The organism is Paenibacillus sp. OK003 (genome assembly GCF_900109515.1).
Lineage (GTDB): Bacteria > Bacillota > Bacilli > Paenibacillales > Paenibacillaceae > Paenibacillus > Paenibacillus marchantiae.
This window is the reverse complement of the sequence record NZ_FOBD01000017.1, coordinates 113581-134449: the sequence shown is the minus strand read 5'-3', so window position 1 is coordinate 134449 and position 20869 is coordinate 113581. Positions and strand designations below refer to the sequence as shown.

22 protein-coding genes are annotated in these 20869 nt (G+C 47.8%); 21 read left to right on the top strand and 1 reads right to left on the bottom strand.

From position 1 onward, the window contains the following. Positions 1 to 130: 130 nt before the first annotated feature. From BMW94_RS23725 to BMW94_RS23645, 17 genes are all read left to right on the top strand, one after another. A complete protein-coding gene (locus BMW94_RS23725) occupies positions 131 to 385 on the top strand; it encodes an AtpZ/AtpI family protein (RefSeq protein WP_091001305.1) in 255 nt (84 codons plus the stop codon). Further along, a complete protein-coding gene (locus BMW94_RS23720) occupies positions 378 to 758 on the top strand; it encodes an ATP synthase subunit I (RefSeq protein WP_063568353.1) in 381 nt (126 codons plus the stop codon). Before BMW94_RS23725 ends, BMW94_RS23720 begins: the two co-directional genes overlap by 8 nt. 41 nt (positions 759 to 799) lie before the next feature. Further along, on the top strand, positions 800 to 1618 hold the full coding sequence (gene atpB, locus BMW94_RS23715) for a F0F1 ATP synthase subunit A (RefSeq protein ID WP_063568354.1): 819 nt from the start codon (positions 800 to 802) through the stop codon (positions 1616 to 1618). A 76-nt stretch (positions 1619 to 1694) separates the two neighbouring features. Beyond that, positions 1695 to 1919 carry a F0F1 ATP synthase subunit C gene (atpE, locus tag BMW94_RS23710; RefSeq protein ID WP_062321699.1) on the top strand — a complete coding sequence of 75 codons (225 nt, stop codon included), beginning with the start codon at positions 1695 to 1697 and terminating at the stop codon, positions 1917 to 1919. Positions 1920 to 2034: 115 nt separating this feature from the next. Next, positions 2035 to 2523 (top strand): F0F1 ATP synthase subunit B, encoded by a 489-nt coding sequence (gene atpF / locus BMW94_RS23705; RefSeq protein ID WP_063568355.1) that lies wholly within the window; start codon positions 2035 to 2037, stop codon positions 2521 to 2523. Further along, positions 2520 to 3068 (top strand): F0F1 ATP synthase subunit delta, encoded by a 549-nt coding sequence (locus BMW94_RS23700; protein ID WP_091001304.1) that lies wholly within the window; start codon positions 2520 to 2522, stop codon positions 3066 to 3068. The genes atpF and BMW94_RS23700 overlap by 4 nt, the downstream gene beginning before the upstream one ends. A gap of 16 nt (positions 3069 to 3084) precedes the next feature. Further along, positions 3085 to 4599, top strand: coding sequence for a F0F1 ATP synthase subunit alpha (gene atpA / locus BMW94_RS23695; protein WP_063568357.1), 1515 nt, complete (start codon positions 3085 to 3087; stop codon positions 4597 to 4599). A 209-nt stretch (positions 4600 to 4808) separates the two neighbouring features. Then, a complete protein-coding gene (gene atpG / locus BMW94_RS23690) occupies positions 4809 to 5681 on the top strand; it encodes an ATP synthase F1 subunit gamma (protein ID WP_063567727.1) in 873 nt (290 codons plus the stop codon). A gap of 94 nt (positions 5682 to 5775) precedes the next feature. Continuing rightward, positions 5776 to 7179 carry a F0F1 ATP synthase subunit beta gene (gene atpD, locus BMW94_RS23685; RefSeq protein WP_063567728.1) on the top strand — a complete coding sequence of 468 codons (1404 nt, stop codon included), beginning with the start codon at positions 5776 to 5778 and terminating at the stop codon, positions 7177 to 7179. A 59-nt stretch (positions 7180 to 7238) separates the two neighbouring features. Continuing rightward, positions 7239 to 7643: a F0F1 ATP synthase subunit epsilon gene (locus BMW94_RS23680; RefSeq protein ID WP_062321712.1), complete on the top strand. Its 405-nt coding sequence runs from the start codon at positions 7239 to 7241 to the stop codon at positions 7641 to 7643. A 607-nt stretch (positions 7644 to 8250) separates the two neighbouring features. Continuing rightward, positions 8251 to 8508 (top strand): DUF1146 family protein, encoded by a 258-nt coding sequence (locus BMW94_RS23675; RefSeq protein ID WP_062321714.1) that lies wholly within the window; start codon positions 8251 to 8253, stop codon positions 8506 to 8508. Positions 8509 to 9028: 520 nt separating this feature from the next. Continuing rightward, positions 9029 to 10375: a UDP-N-acetylglucosamine 1-carboxyvinyltransferase gene (murA, locus tag BMW94_RS23670; protein WP_083678749.1), complete on the top strand. Its 1347-nt coding sequence runs from the start codon at positions 9029 to 9031 to the stop codon at positions 10373 to 10375. Positions 10376 to 10842: 467 nt separating this feature from the next. Continuing rightward, positions 10843 to 12189 carry a stage II sporulation protein D gene (gene spoIID / locus BMW94_RS23665; protein ID WP_091001303.1) on the top strand — a complete coding sequence of 449 codons (1347 nt, stop codon included), beginning with the start codon at positions 10843 to 10845 and terminating at the stop codon, positions 12187 to 12189. A 789-nt stretch (positions 12190 to 12978) separates the two neighbouring features. Continuing rightward, positions 12979 to 13719, top strand: coding sequence for a M23 family metallopeptidase (locus BMW94_RS23660; protein ID WP_091001302.1), 741 nt, complete (start codon positions 12979 to 12981; stop codon positions 13717 to 13719). Positions 13720 to 13891: 172 nt separating this feature from the next. Continuing rightward, positions 13892 to 14179, top strand: coding sequence for a sporulation transcriptional regulator SpoIIID (gene spoIIID, locus BMW94_RS23655; protein WP_091001301.1), 288 nt, complete (start codon positions 13892 to 13894; stop codon positions 14177 to 14179). Between the two features lie 219 nt (positions 14180 to 14398). After that, on the top strand, positions 14399 to 15397 hold the full coding sequence (locus BMW94_RS23650) for a rod shape-determining protein (RefSeq protein ID WP_063567732.1): 999 nt from the start codon (positions 14399 to 14401) through the stop codon (positions 15395 to 15397). Positions 15398 to 15500: 103 nt separating this feature from the next. Further along, positions 15501 to 16385 (top strand): flagellar hook-basal body protein, encoded by an 885-nt coding sequence (locus tag BMW94_RS23645; protein ID WP_091001300.1) that lies wholly within the window; start codon positions 15501 to 15503, stop codon positions 16383 to 16385. Between the two features lie 413 nt (positions 16386 to 16798). Here the strand turns inward: BMW94_RS23645 and BMW94_RS30645 are convergent, their stop codons facing one another. Then, complete coding sequence (locus BMW94_RS30645) at positions 16799 to 16963, bottom strand: hypothetical protein (protein ID WP_157258581.1); 165 nt, start codon at positions 16961 to 16963, stop codon at positions 16799 to 16801. Between the two features lie 60 nt (positions 16964 to 17023). Between BMW94_RS30645 and BMW94_RS23640 the strand changes: the two genes are divergently transcribed. The 4 genes from BMW94_RS23640 (at position 17024) to BMW94_RS23625 (ending at position 20790) form a co-directional block, all read left to right on the top strand. After that, positions 17024 to 17863 carry a flagellar hook-basal body protein gene (locus BMW94_RS23640; protein ID WP_091001299.1) on the top strand — a complete coding sequence of 280 codons (840 nt, stop codon included), beginning with the start codon at positions 17024 to 17026 and terminating at the stop codon, positions 17861 to 17863. Positions 17864 to 17875: 12 nt separating this feature from the next. Then, the gene (locus tag BMW94_RS23635; RefSeq protein WP_091001298.1) at positions 17876 to 18097 is read left to right on the top strand and encodes a DNA-directed RNA polymerase subunit beta; all 222 of its coding nucleotides are present in this window, start codon (positions 17876 to 17878) and stop codon (positions 18095 to 18097) included. 482 nt (positions 18098 to 18579) lie between these two features. Beyond that, on the top strand, positions 18580 to 19011 hold the full coding sequence (gene fabZ / locus BMW94_RS23630) for a 3-hydroxyacyl-ACP dehydratase FabZ (RefSeq protein ID WP_064641900.1): 432 nt from the start codon (positions 18580 to 18582) through the stop codon (positions 19009 to 19011). 57 nt (positions 19012 to 19068) lie between these two features. After that, entirely contained in the window at positions 19069 to 20790 is a 1722-nt protein-coding gene (locus BMW94_RS23625; RefSeq protein WP_091001297.1) for a phospho-sugar mutase, read from the top strand. Positions 20791 to 20869 lie beyond the last annotated feature (79 nt).

Here is a 20869-nt window from a genome sequence, read left to right as displayed (position 1 = left end):
TACGCGGGTTTATGGGCTCTGAGGGCCTGTAATCCCGTCGTTTTCCCCTTTAAAACGCTAAAATCATTCAATTGACAAAGGCTCTCATCATTCAGTAAAATTAACTGGGATTGCAAGGGTGGCGTGGAAAATGGCCGATTCGAACAAACCAAATTCATCCCGTAACCATGACGATAATGTATGGAAAGCGATGGGGCTCGTGACAGCTTTTGGAATCGAGATTGCCATTCTCGCTATTGCCGGATATTACGTTGGCTCCTGGTTGGACAAGACCATCGGGGGTAGCGGAATATGGATCGCCGTAAGCGTTCTCTTTTTTTTGGCAGCAGGCGGCGTAAGCATCTACTTTATCGCGAAAAAATTCATGGGGGAAAGTGATGAGTGAACTAACCAGATACCGCAGATGGATGACTGTTTTCATCATGTACTTTCTTATGATTTGTTTTCTAGCAGCGGCCTTTCTGCCCCGTGTGGAAACAATAGCTTTGGGACTGGCCCTAGGAACGGTGATCAGTTGGATCAACGCGTCTTATCTGGGTCGCAAAGTCAGGAGAATGTTGGATGGTGCAGCGGAAGGAAACCTTAAGCGTGTGAACCTGGGATTTTTGACTAGAGCAGCTCTCGCAGTACTCGCTGTTTTCGTGGCGATGCAGTATCCGCAATACTTCAATTTATATGCGGTTGTAGTTGGCTTGGTCATAGCGCAATTTTCCTTACTATTTATAGGGATATTGTTGTCCCGCAAAGCAGACTCATAGAGGTGCTGCAAGCTTTCGAATGAGAAAGGGGTGAGAAAAATATGCATGAATCTCCGATAATTAACCTGGGTGGGTTCCATCTGGATTTGTCTGTTCTGCTGATGCTGATCGTAACATCCGCCATTGTATTTATTGTTGCAAAACTGGCTACGCGGAACTTGTCAGTGGAAAATCCGGGCAAAATGCAAAACTTCCTGGAGTGGGCGATTGAGTTTGTACGTAACCTGATCTCGAGCACGATGGACATGAAGAAGGGGCAGCATTTCCTTACCTTGGCAACCACAATGATTATGTTTATCTTTGTGGGAAACATGTTGGGTCTCCCTTTGGGCTTTGTAACTGGGGCTACGGATGCAAGCCAAGCTGAAATCTTTGGCAAGCCAATTGTCTCGGTCCAAGAAGCGTTCCATGAAGCTCATGAGAAGAATCCTGAAGCTCATCCACATATCGAAGTTGCCTGGTGGAAATCACCTACGGCTGACCTTTCGGTAACCATGGGTCTAGCGTTGATCGCATTTGCTATCGCGCATGGATTGGGACTTTTCCGTAACACCAAAGCGTATCTCAAGCATTATTTCCAACCACACTGGCTGTTCTTCCCAATCAACATTGTGGAGACGGCATCCAAGTTGTTGACACACGGTATGCGTTTGTTCGCCAATATCTTTGCAGGTGAGGTTCTGATCTCCACGATTATGAAGCTTACAGCATTCAAATGGATTGGCGCAATTGCAGCAATTCCGCTGTTGACGGCGTGGCAGGGGTTCAGTATTTTCATCGGTGCCATACAGGCATTCGTATTTACGGTTTTGATGATGGTATACATATCACAAACCGTCGAATCGCACGAGGAACATTAAGATTCAGGTCCAATACGGTTAAACCTGTAGGGCTGAACTATAAAATTTGAACGAACATTCTAAGGAGGATATACAAATGGGAGCAATGGCATTAGTGGCAGCAGGAATTGTTGCAGGATTGGGCGCACTTGGCGCAGGTATCGGTAACGGTTTGGTAATCAGCAAAACGGTGGAAGGTATTGCACGTCAACCTGAAGCAAAATCCACTCTTCAAACAACGATGTTTATCGGTGTAGGTTTGATCGAGGTATTGCCGATCATCGGTGTAGTACTCGCGTTCATGTTCTACGGAGCGGCTTAATAAAATCAGTGCAGGTTTGGCGGGGAAGGCCACAGCCATCCGCGCCTTCTTTTTAGGTAGCGTCCGTAAACGCGGAGTTGCGGCCTGAGGATACCTTCAGGAAGGAGTGAACAGATTGAATTTCGTATGGGAAAATACAGTTCTGGCGATTATAGCATTTGGTATCTTATATTGGCTGCTTAGCCGTTATGCATTTGGTCCACTTTTCTCCATTATGGAAAAACGTCGTGAGCTCGTATTGGCGCAAATGAATGAGGCTGCCCAAACGCGGGATCAGGCTATTGCCTATGTTGAGGAACAGAAGCAGGCTCTTGAAAAAGCGCGTAAAGATGCTTATGACATCATTGAACAATCCAAACAAACAGGCGGCAAACAGGCTGAAACGATTCTGGCGGATGCAAAAGCAGAAGCGAATCGCCTGAAAGACGATGCTGTGCGTGAGATTGAGAGCGAGAAGAACAAAGCGGTTGCAGCGCTTCGCAGCGAACTGGGTACAGCTTCCGTTCAAATCGCTTCCAAGCTGATCAAAAAAGAAGTTGAGAACGGTCCTGCACAAGAGGAGCTTGTGAACCAATACCTCAATGAGGTAGGAGGCCGACAATGAGCCGCGATACGATTGTTGCTAAGCGTTATGCGAAAGCATTGTTTGAAGTTGCTCTCGAACAGCAGAAGGTGCTTGAAGTCGAACAAGAGCTGCGTACTGTTGTAATTGCCATCACTGGCGATGCGGAAATCGGTAAATTTATCGAGTCACCCAACATCTCTGAAGAGGCAAAACAGAATGTACTTCGCACAAGTCTTGACGGCAAGGTGTCTGAACCTGTTCTGAAAACCGTCTTGCTTTTGATTGAGCGTGGACGCGTTGAACTGCTGGAAGCTCTGCTGAATGATTATGTGAAGATCGAGGGCGAATCGCTCGGCATAGCCGATGCACGCGTGTACTCGACTTATGCCTTGAATGATGAAGAACAAGAAGCGGTAGCCCGTGAATTCGGTAACCGTGTGAATAAAAAGATCCGTATCGAGAACATTGTCGATCCGACTTTGCTGGGCGGATTGAAAGTTGCCATTGGCGATACGATCTATGACGGCAGCTTGGCTGGCAAGCTCGAACGTCTTGAGCAGTCTTTTAACAGACGAGTACAGTAGATTGGGGTGAGGACACTTGAGTATCAAACCAGAAGAAATCAGTACATTAATTAAGAGCCAGATCGAACAATACAAGAACGATATCGATGTAGTCGAAGTCGGTACGGTTATTGAGGTTGGTGATGGTATCGCTCGTGTCTACGGACTTGAGAATGTCATGTCCAACGAGTTGGTTGAATTCCCAAGCGGTGTTATGGGTCTCGCCATGAACGTGGAAGAGAGCAACGTCGGTATCGTTATCCTGGGACCTTACTATGATATTCGTGAAGGCGACCAAGTAAAACGTACCGGTCAAATCATGCAAGTACCTGTTGGCGAAGCATTGATTGGACGCGTTGTTAACCCGCTCGGTATTCCAGTGGATGGCAAAGGGCCAATCGCTACAACGGAATTCCGTCCGGTTGAAGGTAAAGCACCAGGCGTAATGGATCGTAAATCGGTTCATGAGCCGATGCAAACAGGGATTAAAGCCATTGACGCAATGGTTCCAATCGGTCGCGGACAACGTGAGTTGATCATCGGTGACCGTCAAACAGGTAAAACATCAATCGCGATTGATGCCATCCTGAACCAAAAAGGCAGCGGCATGAAATGTATCTATGTTGCTATCGGTCAAAAACAATCTACAGTTGCACAAGTCGTAGAAACTCTTCGTCGTAAAGGCGCAATGGAGTACACGATTGTTGTAACTGCAGCAGCATCTGACCCATCACCATTGTTGTACATCGCACCGTATTCCGGTTGTTCGATGGGTGAGTACTTTATGTACAAAGGTGAGCACGTTTTGGTCATCTACGATGATTTGACCAAACAAGCTTCCGCATACCGTGAGCTTTCCTTGCTGCTTCGCCGTCCACCGGGCCGTGAGGCTTATCCGGGTGACGTCTTCTACCTGCACTCCCGTTTGCTGGAGCGTGCAGCGAAGCTGAATGATGAGCTTGGTGGTGGTTCTTTAACCGCACTGCCGTTCATTGAAACACAAGCTTCCGACGTATCTGCATACATTCCGACGAACGTAATCTCCATTACGGACGGACAAATCTTCTTGGAAGCTGACTTGTTCAATGCTGGACAACGCCCGGCGATCAACGTAGGTATCTCCGTATCCCGTGTTGGTGGTTCTGCTCAGATCAAAGCGATGAAAAAGGTTGCAGGTTCCCTGCGTCTCGACCTCGCTCAATATCGTGAGCTTCAAGCGTTCTCCCAGTTCGGTTCCGATCTGGATAAAGCGACTCAGGCCCGCCTGAATCGTGGTGCTCGTATGATGGAAATCCTGAAGCAAGGTGTAAACCAGCCTCTGCCTGTAGAACAACAGGTAGTCAGCTTGTACACAGCGGTTAAAGGATTCCTGGATGAGATTCCTACAGGTGATGTTACTCGTTTCGAGGGTGAGTTCCTCGCGTTCATGGAGAGCAGCCATCCGGAAATTCTTGGGTCCATCCGTGATACAAAAGAATTGACTGCAGACAATGAATCCGCTCTGAAAGATGCTATTGAGAAATTCAGAAAGAGCTTTGCTGTCTCTGTCTAAATAGATGATATGCAGGTGCGGAGTTGTTCAACCGATTCCGCATGTCTGCATGTAAAACTTTGATCTATCAAAGTTTCAATATGCTTACGAAGTAGTTTTGACTCTGTCAAAACTAGTGAATGCTTACGAAGTAACTTTGGCTCGCCAAAGTTTAAGTTTGGGCTTACGAAGTAGTTTTGACTACGTCAAAACTTGAAGGTGGTGAAATCATGGCAAAAGGCATGCGCGAAATAAAGCGGCAAATTAAAAGCGTACAAAGCACCAAGCAGATCACCAAAGCAATGGAGATGGTAGCTGCCGCAAAACTGCGTAAAGCGCAGGAGAAAGCGGAAGCAGCTCGTCCTTATTCGGAGAAGCTGAAGGAAGTTGTGGCAAGTATTGCAAAAAGCACGCAAGGGGTTCAGCATCCAATGCTAGAGAGCCGTCCGGTCAAAAAGACAGCTTATCTGGTTATTACATCGGACCGCGGTCTTGCGGGTGGTTACAATGCGAATATTTTGCGTCAGGTTAACCTGACACTCAAAGAAAAGCACAACTCTCAGAATGACTACGAATTGTTCGTCATTGGACGTAAGGGACGCGATTATTTCAAACGGCGTGAAATGGCGATGACATCCACTACAACGGATCTTTCCGATTCGCCATCATTTGCAGATATCAAATCCATCGCACACGAAGCTGTTAAAGGGTTTGAGTTGGGTAAATTTGATGAATTGTACATCTGTTATAACCGCTTTGTAAATGCGTTGACCCAGATTCCTACGGTAGAACGTCTTCTTCCGATGGAAACACCTGAGGTAACTGCTGCAGAAGGACCGACTGCAAGCTACGAGTATGAGCCGTCTCCTGAAGCTGTACTGGAGGTTTTGCTTCCGCGTTATGCGGAAACGCTGATCTATGGTGCACTTCTGAACGGTAAAGCGAGTGAGCTGGGCGCGAAAATGACGGCCATGGGTAATGCAACCAAAAATGCATCCAAACTCATCAATGACTTGTCATTGACCTATAACCGTGCCCGTCAAGCGGCGATTACGCAGGAGATTACGGAAATTGTGGCAGGTGCCAACGCAGCACAAGGCTAACCGTTTTTTATTAATGAAGGCTTGCAGAGCAAAGATAAACGAACGGTACATTATTTTTGCAAAAGTAGCAGGCTTGTAGGAGGGGAACGTTAAGATGAACAAAGGACGCGTTGTGAGCATCATGGGTCCGGTTGTTGACGTCGAGTTTGATCGCGGCGGTCTGCCGGAAATCCTCAATGCCATTACGATCACTACAGTAAGCGAAGCTGGCGTAAGTGTTAATCTGACACTCGAGGCTTCGAAACATCTGGGTGACAACCGGGTACGTTGTATCGCGATGTCCTCCACGGACGGACTCGTTCGTGGTATGGAAGCCGTAGATACAGGAGCTCCAATCTCTGTACCTGTTGGGGAAGCGACACTGGGTCGTGTATTTAACGTACTCGGCGAAGCCATTGATACTGGCGGCACGGTAGCTGCTGCACATAAAAATCCGATTCACCGCTCGGCTCCTGCATTTGATGAACTGACTACCCAGGCTGAAATGCTGGAGACAGGAATCAAAGTTATCGACTTGTTGGCTCCTTACGCCAAAGGTGGTAAAATCGGTCTCTTCGGTGGTGCCGGTGTAGGTAAAACCGTAACGATTCAGGAATTGATCAACAACATCGCACAAGAACACGGTGGTATCTCCGTATTCGCGGGTGTTGGTGAGCGTACACGTGAAGGTAATGACTTGTATCACGAGATGAGTGATTCCGGCGTTATCAACAAAACAGCAATGGTCTTCGGACAAATGAACGAGCCTCCAGGCGCACGTCTTCGTGTAGCCCTCACTGGTCTGACTATGGCGGAATACTTCCGTGATGAAGAAGGCCGTGACGTGTTGCTCTTTATCGATAACATCTTCCGTTTCACCCAAGCAGGTTCAGAAGTATCTGCCTTGCTCGGACGTATGCCTTCCGCGGTAGGTTATCAACCAACCCTGGCAACGGAAATGGGTCAACTGCAAGAACGTATCACTTCGACTAAAAAAGGTTCCGTAACATCCATCCAGGCCATCTACGTGCCTGCGGATGACTATACTGACCCGGCTCCAGCAACGACGTTTGCCCACTTGGATGCAACGACGAACCTGGAACGTAAAATTTCCGAGATGGGTATCTACCCTGCGGTAGATCCGTTGGCATCCAGCTCCCGGATCTTGTCCCCTGAAGTTGTAGGCGAAGAGCATTACAACGTAGCTCAAGGCGTTAAACGCATCTTGGCGCGTTATAATGAATTGCAGGATATTATTGCGATTCTGGGTATGGACGAGCTGAGTGAGGAAGACAGAGCGCTCGTTTACCGTGCTCGTAAAATTCAACGTTTCTTGTCCCAGCCATTCCACGTTGCTGAAGCATTTAACGGTATTCCGGGTAAATACGTTCCGGTTAAAGAAACGGTGCGCAGCTTTAAAGAAATTCTCGAAGGCAAGCATGACGATCTTCCGGAAGCAGCTTTCCTCTTCGTGGGTACAATTGAAGAGGCAGTGGAGAAAGCCAAAACACTGGTATAATCTGAATCCAAGATTGTCCTTATGAAGCGAGCTATCGGATAGTTTCAGGAGGGATGGAATTGAGCACCTTTTTGTTGGAAATTGTAACGCCCGAGCGTTTGGTATTTACAGAGCAAGTAGATAGTATCATCGTTCGTGGTGTTGAAGGGGAACTGGGTATTATGCCAGGTCACATCCCTATGGTTACACCATTGCAGATCGCACCGATCATTATCAAAAACGGAAAACAGAACAAGCAGGTCGCTATTGGCGGCGGGTTTATCGAAGTCCGTAAAGATAAGGTTGTTGTCCTCGCAGAAAGTGCCGAATTCCCGGAAAGTATCGATGTGGACCGTGCGCGTGCGGCGAAAGAGCGGGCAGAACGCCGTCTCAGCAGCCAAAGCAATCAGGACCATTTTGATCACCGCCGGGCAGAGATTGCTCTGCAAAAAGCGGTTAACCGGATCAACGTATACGGCAAATAAACTGTTCATTGGAGCCTGGCGGCTTAGTCTGCCGGGCTTTTTTGAGTTTTCGGAGCGTTATCTTTTCCAGTTACAGTCCAATATATGGACATTTACTTCGGTTGAAGTAGTTGATTTTACGGCAAATAAAGTTAAATGTATTCACCGTTTGTGGGCAGGTGAATAGAATGTAGGACTAAAGTCGTGGCGATAATGATCACGGTTGGAACCATTTTTAACGACGGAAATCCAAATTATTTCCGAGGAAATGACAGGATCGATATCGAAATAACGCTCTTTTATGTCGTTTTAGTCACAAAATCCCGGCATTTTGAATTTAAAATATTATCTAAGTGGAAATCAATGTAATTGACAATGTATGATGAAAGAGCCTATATTCCATAGAGTCAGCAGATGCAGGAAGCTGCGTTGATGAATTCCATAGTCATTCACAGCCAGATTGTTGCTGCTCCGTGATTGGGCATCCAGATTTCCTGCATAGCAGGAGTAAGTAAGTCTGACAGTAGGCTCAGTACGTTGTGTTCAAGTCATTCCATTGTTCTAACAAGTTATGGATGCCAGGCATAATTATGCTGATCGCTGCAACAAATGTGGAGGTAATGAATATATGGATACTGACCTGACGAATCAGTTGAACCAGACATTAAGTACGAATGGCTTAGTTTCGATTATCGTCTCTCTTTTATGTATAGCGTTGTCGTGGTGGGCTTTGCAGAATCTCAAGCTGGATTTAATCATCAGGCAGCCACGAGGAGCACAAGGAAGACTGTTACATTTACTGTTGGCCATTATACTTGGGCATGCTGTTTCAGGCTTTGTCATTGACTATTTGTCATGGACACAAATGTTGCGCCATTTGTTTTAATGTTGAGATGGTTGGTTAATCATCTGTTAGGTTCTTCAAGCAGTACAATGTCGAATAACATCGATTAATTGTGTTAACAATTAGAGTATGAGTTGTCGGCAAAGGAATTAAGAAAAAAGTGTGACGTCAAAATGGATGAATTTGAGATGTTTTATGTAAAAATGCTTGTATCGTACAATTCAACAATGTTATGATGGAAGTTAGGGAATTCACAATTGTTCACTTATTTTGTGGTTATAAACGGGATATCCGGTTGAATCCGGCTAATAATCATCCCAATCTGTCTGTTCAGATGTTTGCTGGCCTGTAAGGCGTTACATTTACAAGTCGGAGGGCATCATGCAACGCACGTGGTATCATCGATATGGATTATAAACCAATTCTTTTCTGAATAGACATCAAGGGCATTATTTGCCAGGTTATGTCGAAATTCCACACACAGCAACAGTCTTTTCTATTACAGAAGGGCTCACGTATTCCGGAATGAAGAAAAGGGAATAAAAGCGCGGAGGGAACCATGATGAGCAAATTTATCGTCCGCGGTGGCAAAAGGTTGACCGGAAGTGTCAAAGTTAGCGGCGCTAAAAATTCTGTTCTTCCGATCATCGCTGCCTCTCTCTTAGGGGAAGAAGGACAAAGCGTTATTATTGACGCTCCTCCTCTAGACGATGTGATGACGATTAACAAGGTGTTGGAATCGCTGGGAGCGGGTGTTACATACCGGGACGAAGTGATTACCGTAAATGCGGAGAAACTTACTTCCTGTGAGGCACCGTATGAATGGGTAAGTAAAATGCGGGCGTCTTTTCTGGTCATGGGACCATTGTTGACGCGTATGGGTCATACAAGAATTTCGCTTCCTGGTGGATGTGCCATCGGTACACGACCTATTGATCAGCATTTGAAAGGTTTTGAAGCCATGGGCGCTGAGATCAGCTTGGGCCAAGGCTATATAGAAGCTCGCAGCCAAGGAAGGTTGCGTGGCGCGAAAATTTATCTAGATGTGGCTTCCGTAGGTGCCACTCAAAATATTATGATGGCTGCAACATTGGCTGAAGGTGTAACTGTTCTGGAGAACGCGGCAAAAGAACCGGAAATCGTGGATCTTGCCAACTTCCTGAATGGAATGGGTGCCAAAGTACGAGGTGCTGGAACAGGAGTCATCCGCATCGAAGGTGTGGAGAAACTGTCTGGTGTGAAGCATACCGTCATTCCTGACCGGGTTGAAGCAGGTACCTATATGGCTGCTGCTGCAATTTCTGGTGGTGATGTGTATATCGAAGGTGCGATTTCAGACCACTTGGGTTCTGTTATTGCGAAGCTGGAAGAGATGGGTGTAACCATTCATCCTGACGAGAATGGCGTTCGCGTTATTGCGGATCGTCCGCTCAAGGCTGTGGATGTGAAAACATTACCATACCCAGGCTTCCCTACTGATATGCAATCCCAAATGATGGCACTCTTGCTTGCATCTGAAGGAACCTCTGTTGTAACAGAGACTGTTTTTGAAAATCGCTTCATGCATGTGGATGAATTCCAATTGATGAATGCGGAGATCAAAGTTGAAGGACGTTCGTCCATCATCACGGGCAATGCCAAGCTGAAGGGTGCCAAAGTAACAGCTACCGATTTGCGTGCGGGTGCCGCACTTATTATCGCGGGTCTTGTTGCTGAAGGTACAACGGAAGTGGGCGGTGTTCATCACATCGACCGTGGCTACGTACATCTCGCTGAGAAGCTTAATGGACTTGGAGCCGATATTTATCGTATTTCGGTTGAAGAGCCTAAGCTGGATGCAGTTAAAGCATCGAATGAAAAAGTCGGGGAAGAAGTACCGCTTTTCAAAGTACAACCGACCTGGGCATAACATCGAATTGGACAATAGGCGTTGCTCTCTAGTATGAATCACACATCATTGGAAATTGCGGACACGAGAGCTGCGTACTGTCATTAAAATTCAGATCAAAAGCTAAGCCATCTGGCTTGGCTTTTTTTGTGTTCAACGTTCAAATGGATCAGTACCTAGTACCTGATTCTATTAATAGCTGGTCCTAACTTATATAGCATAACATCATATTCTGTACCAATTCTGAACGGAATGAAAGAGCATGCTTTTTGAAGAATGGTTGGTACTTTGCGGAACGGGATTCCGCGACAGATCAACGTTTTTTAAAAATACATAGCAGGAATGAGTCAGAAATCTCCACATATGGAATGCCTTCGTTTCTCTTAAATCAGGTTCTATCAGATCCAGCCAGCTCATACCCTAAACTATGGATTTGAACAAAAGGACCGGCGCTTGACCGGCCATGGACAACGGAGGGTTATATCAAAATGAAAGAAGCCCGTGTGCAGGTTAAGGTACCTCTTGTCCCTCGTCCACTAGTGAAGGAGCCAGAAGAGATTGCTGGTTTCGGTGTGGAAAAAGACAAGCTTGCTTCAACGAACATCAGAACGGTTCCAGATGAGACCGCAACAACAGCTCCTAGACCGCCTGGCTCCAAACAGGAGCCAGCTCAACAGCCTGCGGCACGTATACACATGCCTGTCATTGAATTAGAACAGTTTCGTCGTGTGAAGCGCCGCCGAATGCGTACGTTCGGCCGAGGCCGCAGATGGGGCAAAAACAATACTCGCTGGCAGCCCGCAGCAGCTGTATCGGCAGTACTGGCGCTTGCGCTGTTGATCCCAGCTATTCTGGTTTGGCCGCGGACGGATGATCCGGTTAAGCCGATCCCTGTCCCACCAGGTACAGGCAGTGTAACGACTCCAGCACCTTCTCCAGCTGTACCCGTTACCTACCCTGAACCGCAAGTAAGGGTGTACCTGTCCGCAACCGGTACAACGATGAATCTTCCGCTTGAAGATTATGTTACCGGAGTCGTCGCTGCCGAGATGCCAGCCGAGTTCAGATTGGAGGCATTAAAGGCACAGGCTATTGCTGCAAGGACATTTATCGTGAGAAGGCTGGCAGCCAACGATACAAGCGGTGTACCCTCAGGAGAAGCTGATGTAACGGATACTGTGAGTCATCAGGTGTTTATACCACCAGAACAAGTAAAAGCGGACTGGACACGTCTGGGGAAAGCGAAGGAATGGGAGAAGCTGCAGCAGGCTGTCCGGGAAAGCAAGGATTCCGTCATGACATATCAAGGCAAGGCGATTACCGCATCCTTTTTCTCTACAAGTAATGGGTATACAGAAAATGCTGAGGATGTATGGGGCAACCCTGTACCTTATTTGCAAAGTGTAGCGAGTCCGTGGGATAAAAACCTGGCTCCAGGCTTTGAGGAAACCATCACGATGAAGCGCAGCGAGATTCTCCAAAAGTTGAATCTGGGTGCAAATACCATCCCTGTGAGCGCGCAGCAGAGCGGTGGCTGGATGGAAGTATTGTCTACAACGGAAGGCCATCGGATCAAGGAGATGCAGATTGCAGGTAAAACGTTTAGTGGGCCGGAGGTTCGAAAGCTGCTTGGGCTCCGATCCAGCCAGTTCAGCTGGAAGACCGATGGAGACGAGGTTCAGATTACAACGTATGGATACGGTCATGGAGTCGGCATGAGCCAGTGGGGGGCCAACGGCATGGCACAAGAGGGTCACACCGCGACCCAGATTCTCAAACACTACTACACAGGCATCTCCTTCGGACAGGCATCCAAGATGCTGGCCTCAAAGTAGGAAAGATGAATACGGTTGGATAAGGATAGAGCAATAGATTATTAACAGATGTAAAACGACGAACAGATTAACAACAGTTTAACAGTGAAGTGGAACTGTGCAGTTTTCCTACTCTCGGTGTACGTTTGAGAAGCTAACGAATCTCAGAAGCGCTATATCATGACATATCACGAAATGGAGCCGATAAAGCGCCAAAAAGAGTAATTAGCGTGCCTAAGGTTCGCTAGAATCTCCAGGTTGCGACTTTTCCATCAATAAGGCCACCTGAGTTCGTTAGAAATATTTCATTAACTAAGCATGATGTTAGATGGAACAGTCATTAGTGCCGCGGCCTCGCTAATCTCTCATCTCACTTTAACGAACCTATGGCTCCTTAAATCGGTATTAACGAATCACAGCCTATATCATGTTGCTTTCAGCTAATGAACTCACTTCTTAGAAGGATTGGCTATTACAGCAATCCAGGCTTCTCTACCAGCAACCCCTTCCTGAGCTTTCAAAACTTGGCTATATCAGTTGCAATTAATAGTTACACCGGAACGGAGAGAGCAGAAAAAAGCTGTAGGAGCGGAGCGTCCGCCTTTACTCCCGGATTTCACCTTTGAAGAAGGTGATAGAAAGAAATCTGGGAGTAACAGCGGCCGAAAGATTTTTCTGCGCGCGGAGTGGTCCAGTGTAGCCCCCTTTTTCGCCTTATATAGCACTCTTTGAAAGTTCTGTGAAAATAATTAGAGTCGCGCGTGTATAAAAGAGTTGCACCCGGTAACACTTGTTACTGAGGTGATCAAGATGAATGAACAAAACAAAAAAACAGTCCAAGAAGAAACTCCTAAAACAACTCAAGGAGTACCGGCTAGCCAGCCCTCTTCATGGAAAAGAGCAATGTCCAAACGTTGGGTCTTCCCGGCAGCCTACATCGCAGCAGCAGGCATTATACTAACCTTAGTGTGGGTCTATCAGGGCACAGGCGACAAAACGCTGAACTCGGACCCTGCAAGTGGGGTAGTAGAAACAGGCGCATCGGCGGGTACAGAAGGAACAGCGGTTAACGGAGAACAGGAAAGTGTGGAAGTTGTTGCAAAGTCGGAGAATTTTGTGTGGCCAGTAGCGGTTCCGTCCGAAATTTCGGTAGTCAAACCTTTCTATGACAACGAAGCTTCAAGTGAGGAACATGAAGCAGCGATGGTGCAGTACAATGACACATTTATTCCGAACACGGGTGTAGATCTGGCACGTGGGGATAACAAAACGTTTGAAGTCAAAGCAGCACTCGGCGGAAAAGTTACCCGGGTTGAACAAAACCCGCTGACAGGTCAAGTTGTGGAAATCACACACAGTGATAACCTCAAAACCGTATACCAAAGCCTGGCTGACGTCAAAGTGAAACAGGATGATGAAGTGAAGCAAGGAGATGCAATTGCATCGGCTGGCGTTAATGAACTGGAAAAAACGCTGGGCAACCACCTTCACTTTGAAGTTTACGAAGACGGACAACCGGTTAACCCGCAAGGATATCTTCCGGAAAAATAAAATGATTTTTACCGCAGCAACATGACGGGCAGAGGGAATTCTCCTCTGCTCTTTTTGTGCTTTTCAGAAAATAATGGGACCTTCGAAGCTTGTCACACCTTTAAACCGCGAATATATAGGCATGCTCCTCATATAATGTACCAAACTATCCACACAGTAGGGAGGCGGGAGCGTGCACGATTACATCAAGGAACGGACCATCAAAATTGGTCGCTGCATTGTTGAGACGAGGAATACGGTCCGTACCATAGCCAAGGAATTCGGCGTGTCAAAGAGTACTGTGCATAAGGATCTGACGGAGCGTCTGCCGGAAATTAACCCTGATCTTGCTGACCAGGTGAAACACATTCTGGAGTATCACAAGTCCATCCGTCATTTGCGGGGCGGTGAAGCGACCAAAATTAAATACAAAAAAACAAGCGGTAAAAAACGCGAGGTGCTGGCTTCCGCTAAAACTTAGGGACCTGCGGAAAGACGTAGGCCAAAAAGCTCACACATGCATTGAATCCCTCCCCTGAAGTATGATATGTTAAAAGCTGGTACAGGATCGAATTATGACATCTTATCAGCCCGATTTTTACATATATATGTTGCACTTTGTCGAACAAGCGGTGACGTGATAAGGGACTCTTTTTCACAGGATACGCTGACCAAATAATATCACTTTGGGGGCTCTTTTATGTTTAGCAAGGATATCGGTATTGATCTTGGCACGGCGAACGTGCTTATTCACGTGAAAGGAAGTGGGGTTGTCCTCGATGAACCTTCCGTCGTGACCATTGAAAGCGATACGAAGCGGGTCCTTGCTGTTGGGGAAGAAGCGCGTCGTATGGTGGGGCGTACTCCAGGTAACATTGTTGCCATTAGACCGCTGCGTGACGGTGTTATTGCGGACTTCGAGATTACGGAAGCAATGCTTAGACATTTCATTAATCGTGTGGGAGCAAGAAGCTGGTACAGCCACCCGCGCATTCTGATCTGTGCACCAACCAACATTACTTCCGTGGAGCAGAAGGCTATCCGTGAAGCTGCTGAGCGCAGCGGTGCCAAAGAAGTATTTCTGGAAGAAGAGCCGAAAGCGGCAGCGATCGGTGCGGGGATGGATATTTTTCAGCCGAGCGGCAATATGGTCGTGGATATCGGCGGCGGAACGACTGACGTTGCAGTCCTGTCTATGGGCGACGTAGTCACCGCCTCTTCTATTAAAGTCGCAGGGGACAAGTTCGACGAAGCGATTACCAAGTTTATCAAAGCCAAATACAAACTCATGATCGGTGAACGTACAGCCGAAGATCTCAAGATTGCGATTGGTTCCGTACATCCGGGTGGTCGTCAAACGGAGATGGACATTCGCGGTCGGGATATGGTATCCGGTTTGCCTGTTACCGTAACGGTGTCGGGAAATGAAGTGCAGGAGGCGCTATGGGATTCCGTGCAATCCATCATCGTGGCAGCCAAGTCGGTATTGGAGCGGACGCCACCAGAATTAGCGGCAGACATTATTGACCGAGGTGTCGTGTTGACAGGTGGAGGCGCTTTGCTGAACGGACTGGACGAACTGTTGTCCAATGAATTGCATGTACCGGTATGGGTTGCAGAGGATCCGATGCATTGTGTCGTGAAGGGGACTGGCATTATGTTGAATAATTTGGATCAAGTCGTTAAGAAAAAGTTCTAATCTGCCGATATAAAAAGCAAAGGTTCGCCCAAGCTCGGGAAGCAGAACGGACAAGCAGCTATCCTACGATGCAGGACAAGCGCTTGAGGAGAGGGGTTAATACATGTTAAGAGGTCTGTACACCGCTACCGCGGGAATGATTACGCAACAACGCCGCCATGACACCGCAACGCAGAACATCGTAAATATGAACACAACGGGATATAAACAAGTGAACAGCGTAAGCCGTTCTTTCCCGGAAATGCTCATTACTTTGGTAGGCGGAGATGCCAATCTTCCGACAAAGCGGCTGGGCAAGCTGAACACAGGTGTGTTCGCGGAAGAAAGTTTGTCCATGAATTTGCAGGGAGCCATTATGGAAAGTGGGCAAAAGAGTGATTTTGCCATTTCGTCCAATCTGGCCGTGAATGATCCACAGACAGGACAACCTGTCTCGTTTGACGGTTCAGGCAAATTTGTACGAGCTGATGGCACGGTAACTTACCAACCTCAGGCGTATTTTACAGTACGGGATGCAGACGGTAACACAAGATATACACGTGATGGTCACTTCGAGGTTACCGGAACTGGACAGCTGCTCAGCTCAACAGGTTCACAAGTTCTGGATAATAATGGACAACCTGTTGTGTTGACAGGCTCGGTAGACCAATTTAAAGTGGATGAGCAAGGTCGTCTTGTTAATGCAGAGACGGGTGCACCCACAGGTGTTACATTGGGAATCAGCGTCATCGATCAACCGAACCAACTGGTACGTCAAGGTGATGGTAATTTCAGCCTGAATGATCAGAATGGAGCAACGGCTCGGATGATGGCTGTCGGTGATAATGTGCAGATCCGTCAAGGCTACCTGGAAGGTTCGAATGTGGATGCGTCACAGGCAACTGTAGATATGAACGCAGCATTCCGTGCATATGAAGCGAACCAGAAGGTCGTACAATTCTACGACCGCAGTCTGGATAAAGCCGTCAATGAAGTTGGGCGTGTATAACGCCAACGTATAATATAGCCGCGTAGCGGAGAGCCAAACGCCCTTTGCGCAGCAAAGCAGAGAGGCTCACGCGAAGCGCAAGCCTAACCGCAGCCGAGCCTATGTGAGGATTGCGCAGCATTAAGCTGAGCGCAGCGACGGTCTCGATAGTCCTTTGCGAAGCAAAGCAGGGAGAGACCACGCGGAGCGCAAAAGCCCAAACGCAGCCGAGCCTATGCGAGGATTGCGCAGCAGTAAGCTAAGCGCAGCGGCGGTCTCGACAGTCCTTTGCGGAGCAAAGCAGGGAGAGAGCACGCGGAGCGCAAAAGCCTAACCGCAGCCGAGCCTATGCGAGGAATGCGTAGCAGTAAGCTAAGCGCAGCGATGGTCTCGACAGTCCTTTGCGAAGCAAAGCAAGGAGAGACCACGCGGAGCTACACGCCGCATAAAGAGCGTGCCGGGCTATGATTCAGCCATGTGAAACTATGGCGGGAATCATAGCCCGGCAGTCGCGGCGCACACACACCACCGTCACTTAGCAAGATCGTACCCCACGCACCCACTCCGCCTGTTTTCGGGAGTCCAGAGGGCAGCGCCATCTGGGGCCCTCCCTACCAGGGAGGGTTTGGGAGGGTAGAACCAGGGAGGGTAACCACCGAATGAATAATTCCATGATTAGTGCAATGGTCTCCATGACCGGAATACAGCAGCGTCTGGATGTCATTTCCGATAATATTGCCAACGTGAATACGGCAGGCTATAAGAGTAAGCAAGCAGCCTTCGAAGATGTACTGACACGTGTGCAGCAGCAACCGGACAAGTACAAGCTGGATGGACGCTCGACCCCGATGGGATACAACCTCGGGTTTGGTGTACGTTTGGCTGATGTGACAAAGGATATGAGTCAGGGTACGCTCAATGAGACAGGTAGTCCTACCGATCTGGCGATTGAAGGCAATGCGATGTTTGCCGTTGAAGCGAATGGTGAGAAAATGTGGACGCGTCAGGGTGCATTCCATTTTGTCCCTGATACAAGACCCAAAACGAATCCCAATGCGCCAGACATGATGGTATTGGTCAATGGCGAAGGCCACTTTGCATTGGATCGTCAAGGTAATCGCATTACGGCACCGAATAACAGCAAGGTTGCATTTGATGAAAAAGGCAATCTGTTGATCAGTCGTGGCAATGAAGCCAATGCAACGATTGGAGCTCAATTGCAACTCGTTGATATCGAGCGCCCGGAAGGGCTTGTGCAGTATGCAGATAACCTGTTTGGTCTGGATGCGGGTCTGACCGAGGATGATGTATTTGGAGCCAATGCAGCTACACGTGAAGCGACAGCCATGATCCGTGCAGGCTACATTGAACAATCCAACGTGGATTTGACACAAGAAATGTCTTTGCTGATGCAAGGACAGCGTACTTACCAACTGGCGGCACGTGCGCTCACATCCAGTGATTCCATGGCGGGTCTTGCCAACAATATGAGAGCATAAAAGGTGAATGTGATGACAGACACACAGCAGCAGAACAGCAAGCCGGATAAGACGAATGTCAAGAAAAAGAGTGGATGGCGCATCGCAAGATGGTTTCTGGTTCCGGTCCTGCTTGTTCTTGCCCTCGCTGGCGGATTGGTAGCTGGCTACGTGGTACTGGGCAAACAGGATATCGGTTCCGTATTGCAGTGGAGTACATGGGAACATGTATATGATTTGGTGTTCGCTCCGTAGATGAACGATATATGCAAAACTCCTGCGCAGGCAGGAGTTTTCTTTTTGGTGTTGAAAACAGTATAATGATGGATGACGTTTGACGTCAAAAGAGGCCTCCCCTGCGAAAGACATTCGTCATCGCGAAGAGAGACCCCTTATCTCAACCTTCACTACTGCAGTCATGAAGGATATAACTAGTGTTAACCGAAAATATGCTTTCCATACAACATTAAAATTAAAAACCTTTTATATGAGGCCCGACTTGATCATAATCAGATTTCCCATGTCCGCACTAAAGTCAGTGGAGGGAACGGAATCGTTTGAAAGAAGCGAAGCGTTCGCCTTTGTTTCCGAATGTTATCCATTTGAAAATAGTTCAGAAACATTCGGAAACAACAGCGATCGAAAGAACGATCCGTAACCGTAACGGCCACCTGTGCGCACATGAGAACTTTATGATGGAGGATTCTCATATAAACATCCCGAGAGGAGATTATACTGTGCTCGATATCAAACAGATTCAAGAGATTATCCCACACCGTCCCCCATTTCTGCTGGTGGACAAGATTTTAGAGATTGAGGATGGCAAACGTGCCGTTGGTTTGAAAAATGTAACCATTAATGAACCTTTCTTCATTGGTCATTTTCCAGAGTATCCGGTAATGCCGGGTGTGTTGATTACAGAAGCACTGGCACAGGTTGGTGCAGTAGCCATTCTGAATTTGGAAGGCAACAAAGGCAAAATTGGCTTTTTGGCGGGACTGGACAATTTCCGATTCCGTGGACAAGTTGTGCCTGGAGATACGTTGATGCTGGAAGTGGAGATTACGCGCCTCAAAGGTTCAATCGGTAAAGGCAAAGCTACAGCCAAAGTAGGCGACAAAGTGGTAGCTGAAGGCGAGATCATGTTCGCACTGTCTGACCCAAGCTAATGATTGTATCGTTCAGCAGTCAATTGAATTTTATATAGAAGGAAGGGGTTTGCAGGAATGGAACAGTTAAGCGCAACAGCAGCACAAACATTGCAGCAGTGGTTGGAGGATGCTTCGATTGATGAAGCGACGAAACAGGAGCTTCGTGATTTGCAGGATCAGCCGAAAGAGCTGGAAGATCGTTTCTACAGAAATCTGGAGTTTGGTACAGGTGGATTGCGTGGTGTGATCGGAGCGGGAAGCAACCGGATGAACCGTTATACGGTGGGTCGTGCAACGCAAGGGTTTGCCCGTTATTTGCTGGAGCAGCATGGCGACAAAGAAGGTAAACCTTCTGTAGTGATCGCGCATGATTCCCGTCATTTCTCACCGGAGTTCACACTGGATGCTGCCCTGGTTCTGGCTGGAAATGGCATTGTGGCTAAGCTGTTTACATCCCTGCGTCCTACGCCTCAGCTTTCCTTCAGTGTACGTCATCTGCAAGCAACCGGCGGTATTGTGGTGACGGCGAGTCATAATCCTCCTGAATACAATGGCTACAAAGTTTACAACCATGAGGGTGGCCAATTGGTACCACACGAAGCAGAGAAAGTCATTCAATACATTCAGGAAGTTCCTTCCCTCGCGGATGTGAAAAAGCTGACGCAGGAAGAAGCTGAAGCTCAAGGATTGCTCGTATGGCTTGGAGAAGAGGAAGATCAGGCATTTGTAGATACCGTTGCCAGTCTAAGTCTCAGTCGTGACCTGATTCAATCCGGCGTCGGCCGTGATTTCAAAATCGTCTTCACTCCACTGCACGGAACAGGTAATGTGCCTGTACGTCGTGTGTTGGAACAGATCGGTTTCGAGCAGGTTCACATCGTGGCAGAGCAAGAACAGCCTGATGCTGAATTTTCCACAGTGAAATCACCTAACCCGGAAGAGCGCGAAGCATTTACGCTTGCAATGAAGCTGGGTGAATCCGTGGGTGCAGATATTCTGATTGGTACAGATCCAGACGCAGACCGCATGGGTGCGGTAGTGAAAGACAAGGATGGCAAGTATTTCGTACTGTCGGGTAACCAATCCGGAGCGATCATGGTGCACTATGTGTTGAGCCGTTTGCAAGAGACAGGTAAGCTGCCGAAGAACAGTGCAGTTGTCAAAACGATTGTAACAAGCGAGATGGGAGCGGTCATTGCTGAGCATTACGGTGCAGAAGTGATGAACACCCTGACAGGCTTTAAATATATCGGTGAAAAAATGAACCAGTTCGAAGCAACCGGCAGTCATACGTTCTTGTTCGGTTATGAGGAAAGCTATGGTTACCTGGCAGGCAGCTACGCACGTGACAAGGATGCAGTCCTGGCTGCAATGCTGATTGCTGAAGCAGCTGCTTATTATAAAAACCAAGGCAAAACACTCTATGATGTCCTGCAAGAGCTGTACAGCCAATTTGGATATTTCCTGGAGAAGCTGGAGTCTCGTACGCTGAAAGGCAAGGATGGCGTAGCTCAAATTCAGGCGAAAATGACCGACTGGCGTTCTAATCCGCCACAAGAAGTAGCCGGCATCGCTGTACAAGATGTGCTGGATTACTCCCTTGGCTTGGATGGCTTGCCGAAAGAGAACGTTCTGAAATTTATTTTGGCAGACGGATCATGGTTCTGCCTGCGTCCTTCGGGAACAGAACCGAAGATCAAAGTATACTTCGCCGTGCGCGGAGAGAACCTGGAAGACGCCGAAAGCCGTATCGAGCGTTTGGCTACTACGGTGATGACGCGTGTAGACGCACAATAAATACGAATGCAGTACTGAGCAAGAACATGAGAAAGCCTCTCCGCACCGTAAGGTTGGTTGGCGGAGGGGCTTTTCTTTT

What these genes read in the sequence shown, in the direction of transcription:
- atpB (WP_063568354.1), top strand. Translation starts at nt 800, where the DNA reads ATGCATGAATCTCCGATAATTAACCTGGGTGGGTTCCATCTGGATTTG.
- BMW94_RS23725 (WP_091001305.1), top strand. Translation starts at nt 131, where the DNA reads ATGGCCGATTCGAACAAACCAAATTCATCCCGTAACCATGACGATAAT.
- spoIID (WP_091001303.1), top strand. Translation starts at nt 10,843, where the DNA reads ATGAAAGAAGCCCGTGTGCAGGTTAAGGTACCTCTTGTCCCTCGTCCA.
- murA (WP_083678749.1), top strand. Translation starts at nt 9,029, where the DNA reads ATGAGCAAATTTATCGTCCGCGGTGGCAAAAGGTTGACCGGAAGTGTC.
- BMW94_RS23660 (WP_091001302.1), top strand. Translation starts at nt 12,979, where the DNA reads ATGAATGAACAAAACAAAAAAACAGTCCAAGAAGAAACTCCTAAAACA.
- BMW94_RS23645 (WP_091001300.1), top strand. Translation starts at nt 15,501, where the DNA reads ATGTTAAGAGGTCTGTACACCGCTACCGCGGGAATGATTACGCAACAA.
- BMW94_RS23650 (WP_063567732.1), top strand. Translation starts at nt 14,399, where the DNA reads ATGTTTAGCAAGGATATCGGTATTGATCTTGGCACGGCGAACGTGCTT.
- BMW94_RS23640 (WP_091001299.1), top strand. Translation starts at nt 17,024, where the DNA reads ATGAATAATTCCATGATTAGTGCAATGGTCTCCATGACCGGAATACAG.
- atpD (WP_063567728.1), top strand. Translation starts at nt 5,776, where the DNA reads ATGAACAAAGGACGCGTTGTGAGCATCATGGGTCCGGTTGTTGACGTC.
- BMW94_RS30645 (WP_157258581.1), bottom strand. Translation starts at nt 16,963, where the DNA reads ATGGCGCTGCCCTCTGGACTCCCGAAAACAGGCGGAGTGGGTGCGTGG.
- atpG (WP_063567727.1), top strand. Translation starts at nt 4,809, where the DNA reads ATGGCAAAAGGCATGCGCGAAATAAAGCGGCAAATTAAAAGCGTACAA.
- BMW94_RS23635 (WP_091001298.1), top strand. Translation starts at nt 17,876, where the DNA reads ATGACAGACACACAGCAGCAGAACAGCAAGCCGGATAAGACGAATGTC.
- atpE (WP_062321699.1), top strand. Translation starts at nt 1,695, where the DNA reads ATGGGAGCAATGGCATTAGTGGCAGCAGGAATTGTTGCAGGATTGGGC.
- BMW94_RS23700 (WP_091001304.1), top strand. Translation starts at nt 2,520, where the DNA reads ATGAGCCGCGATACGATTGTTGCTAAGCGTTATGCGAAAGCATTGTTT.
- BMW94_RS23625 (WP_091001297.1), top strand. Translation starts at nt 19,069, where the DNA reads ATGGAACAGTTAAGCGCAACAGCAGCACAAACATTGCAGCAGTGGTTG.
- BMW94_RS23675 (WP_062321714.1), top strand. Translation starts at nt 8,251, where the DNA reads ATGGATACTGACCTGACGAATCAGTTGAACCAGACATTAAGTACGAAT.
- BMW94_RS23720 (WP_063568353.1), top strand. Translation starts at nt 378, where the DNA reads ATGAGTGAACTAACCAGATACCGCAGATGGATGACTGTTTTCATCATG.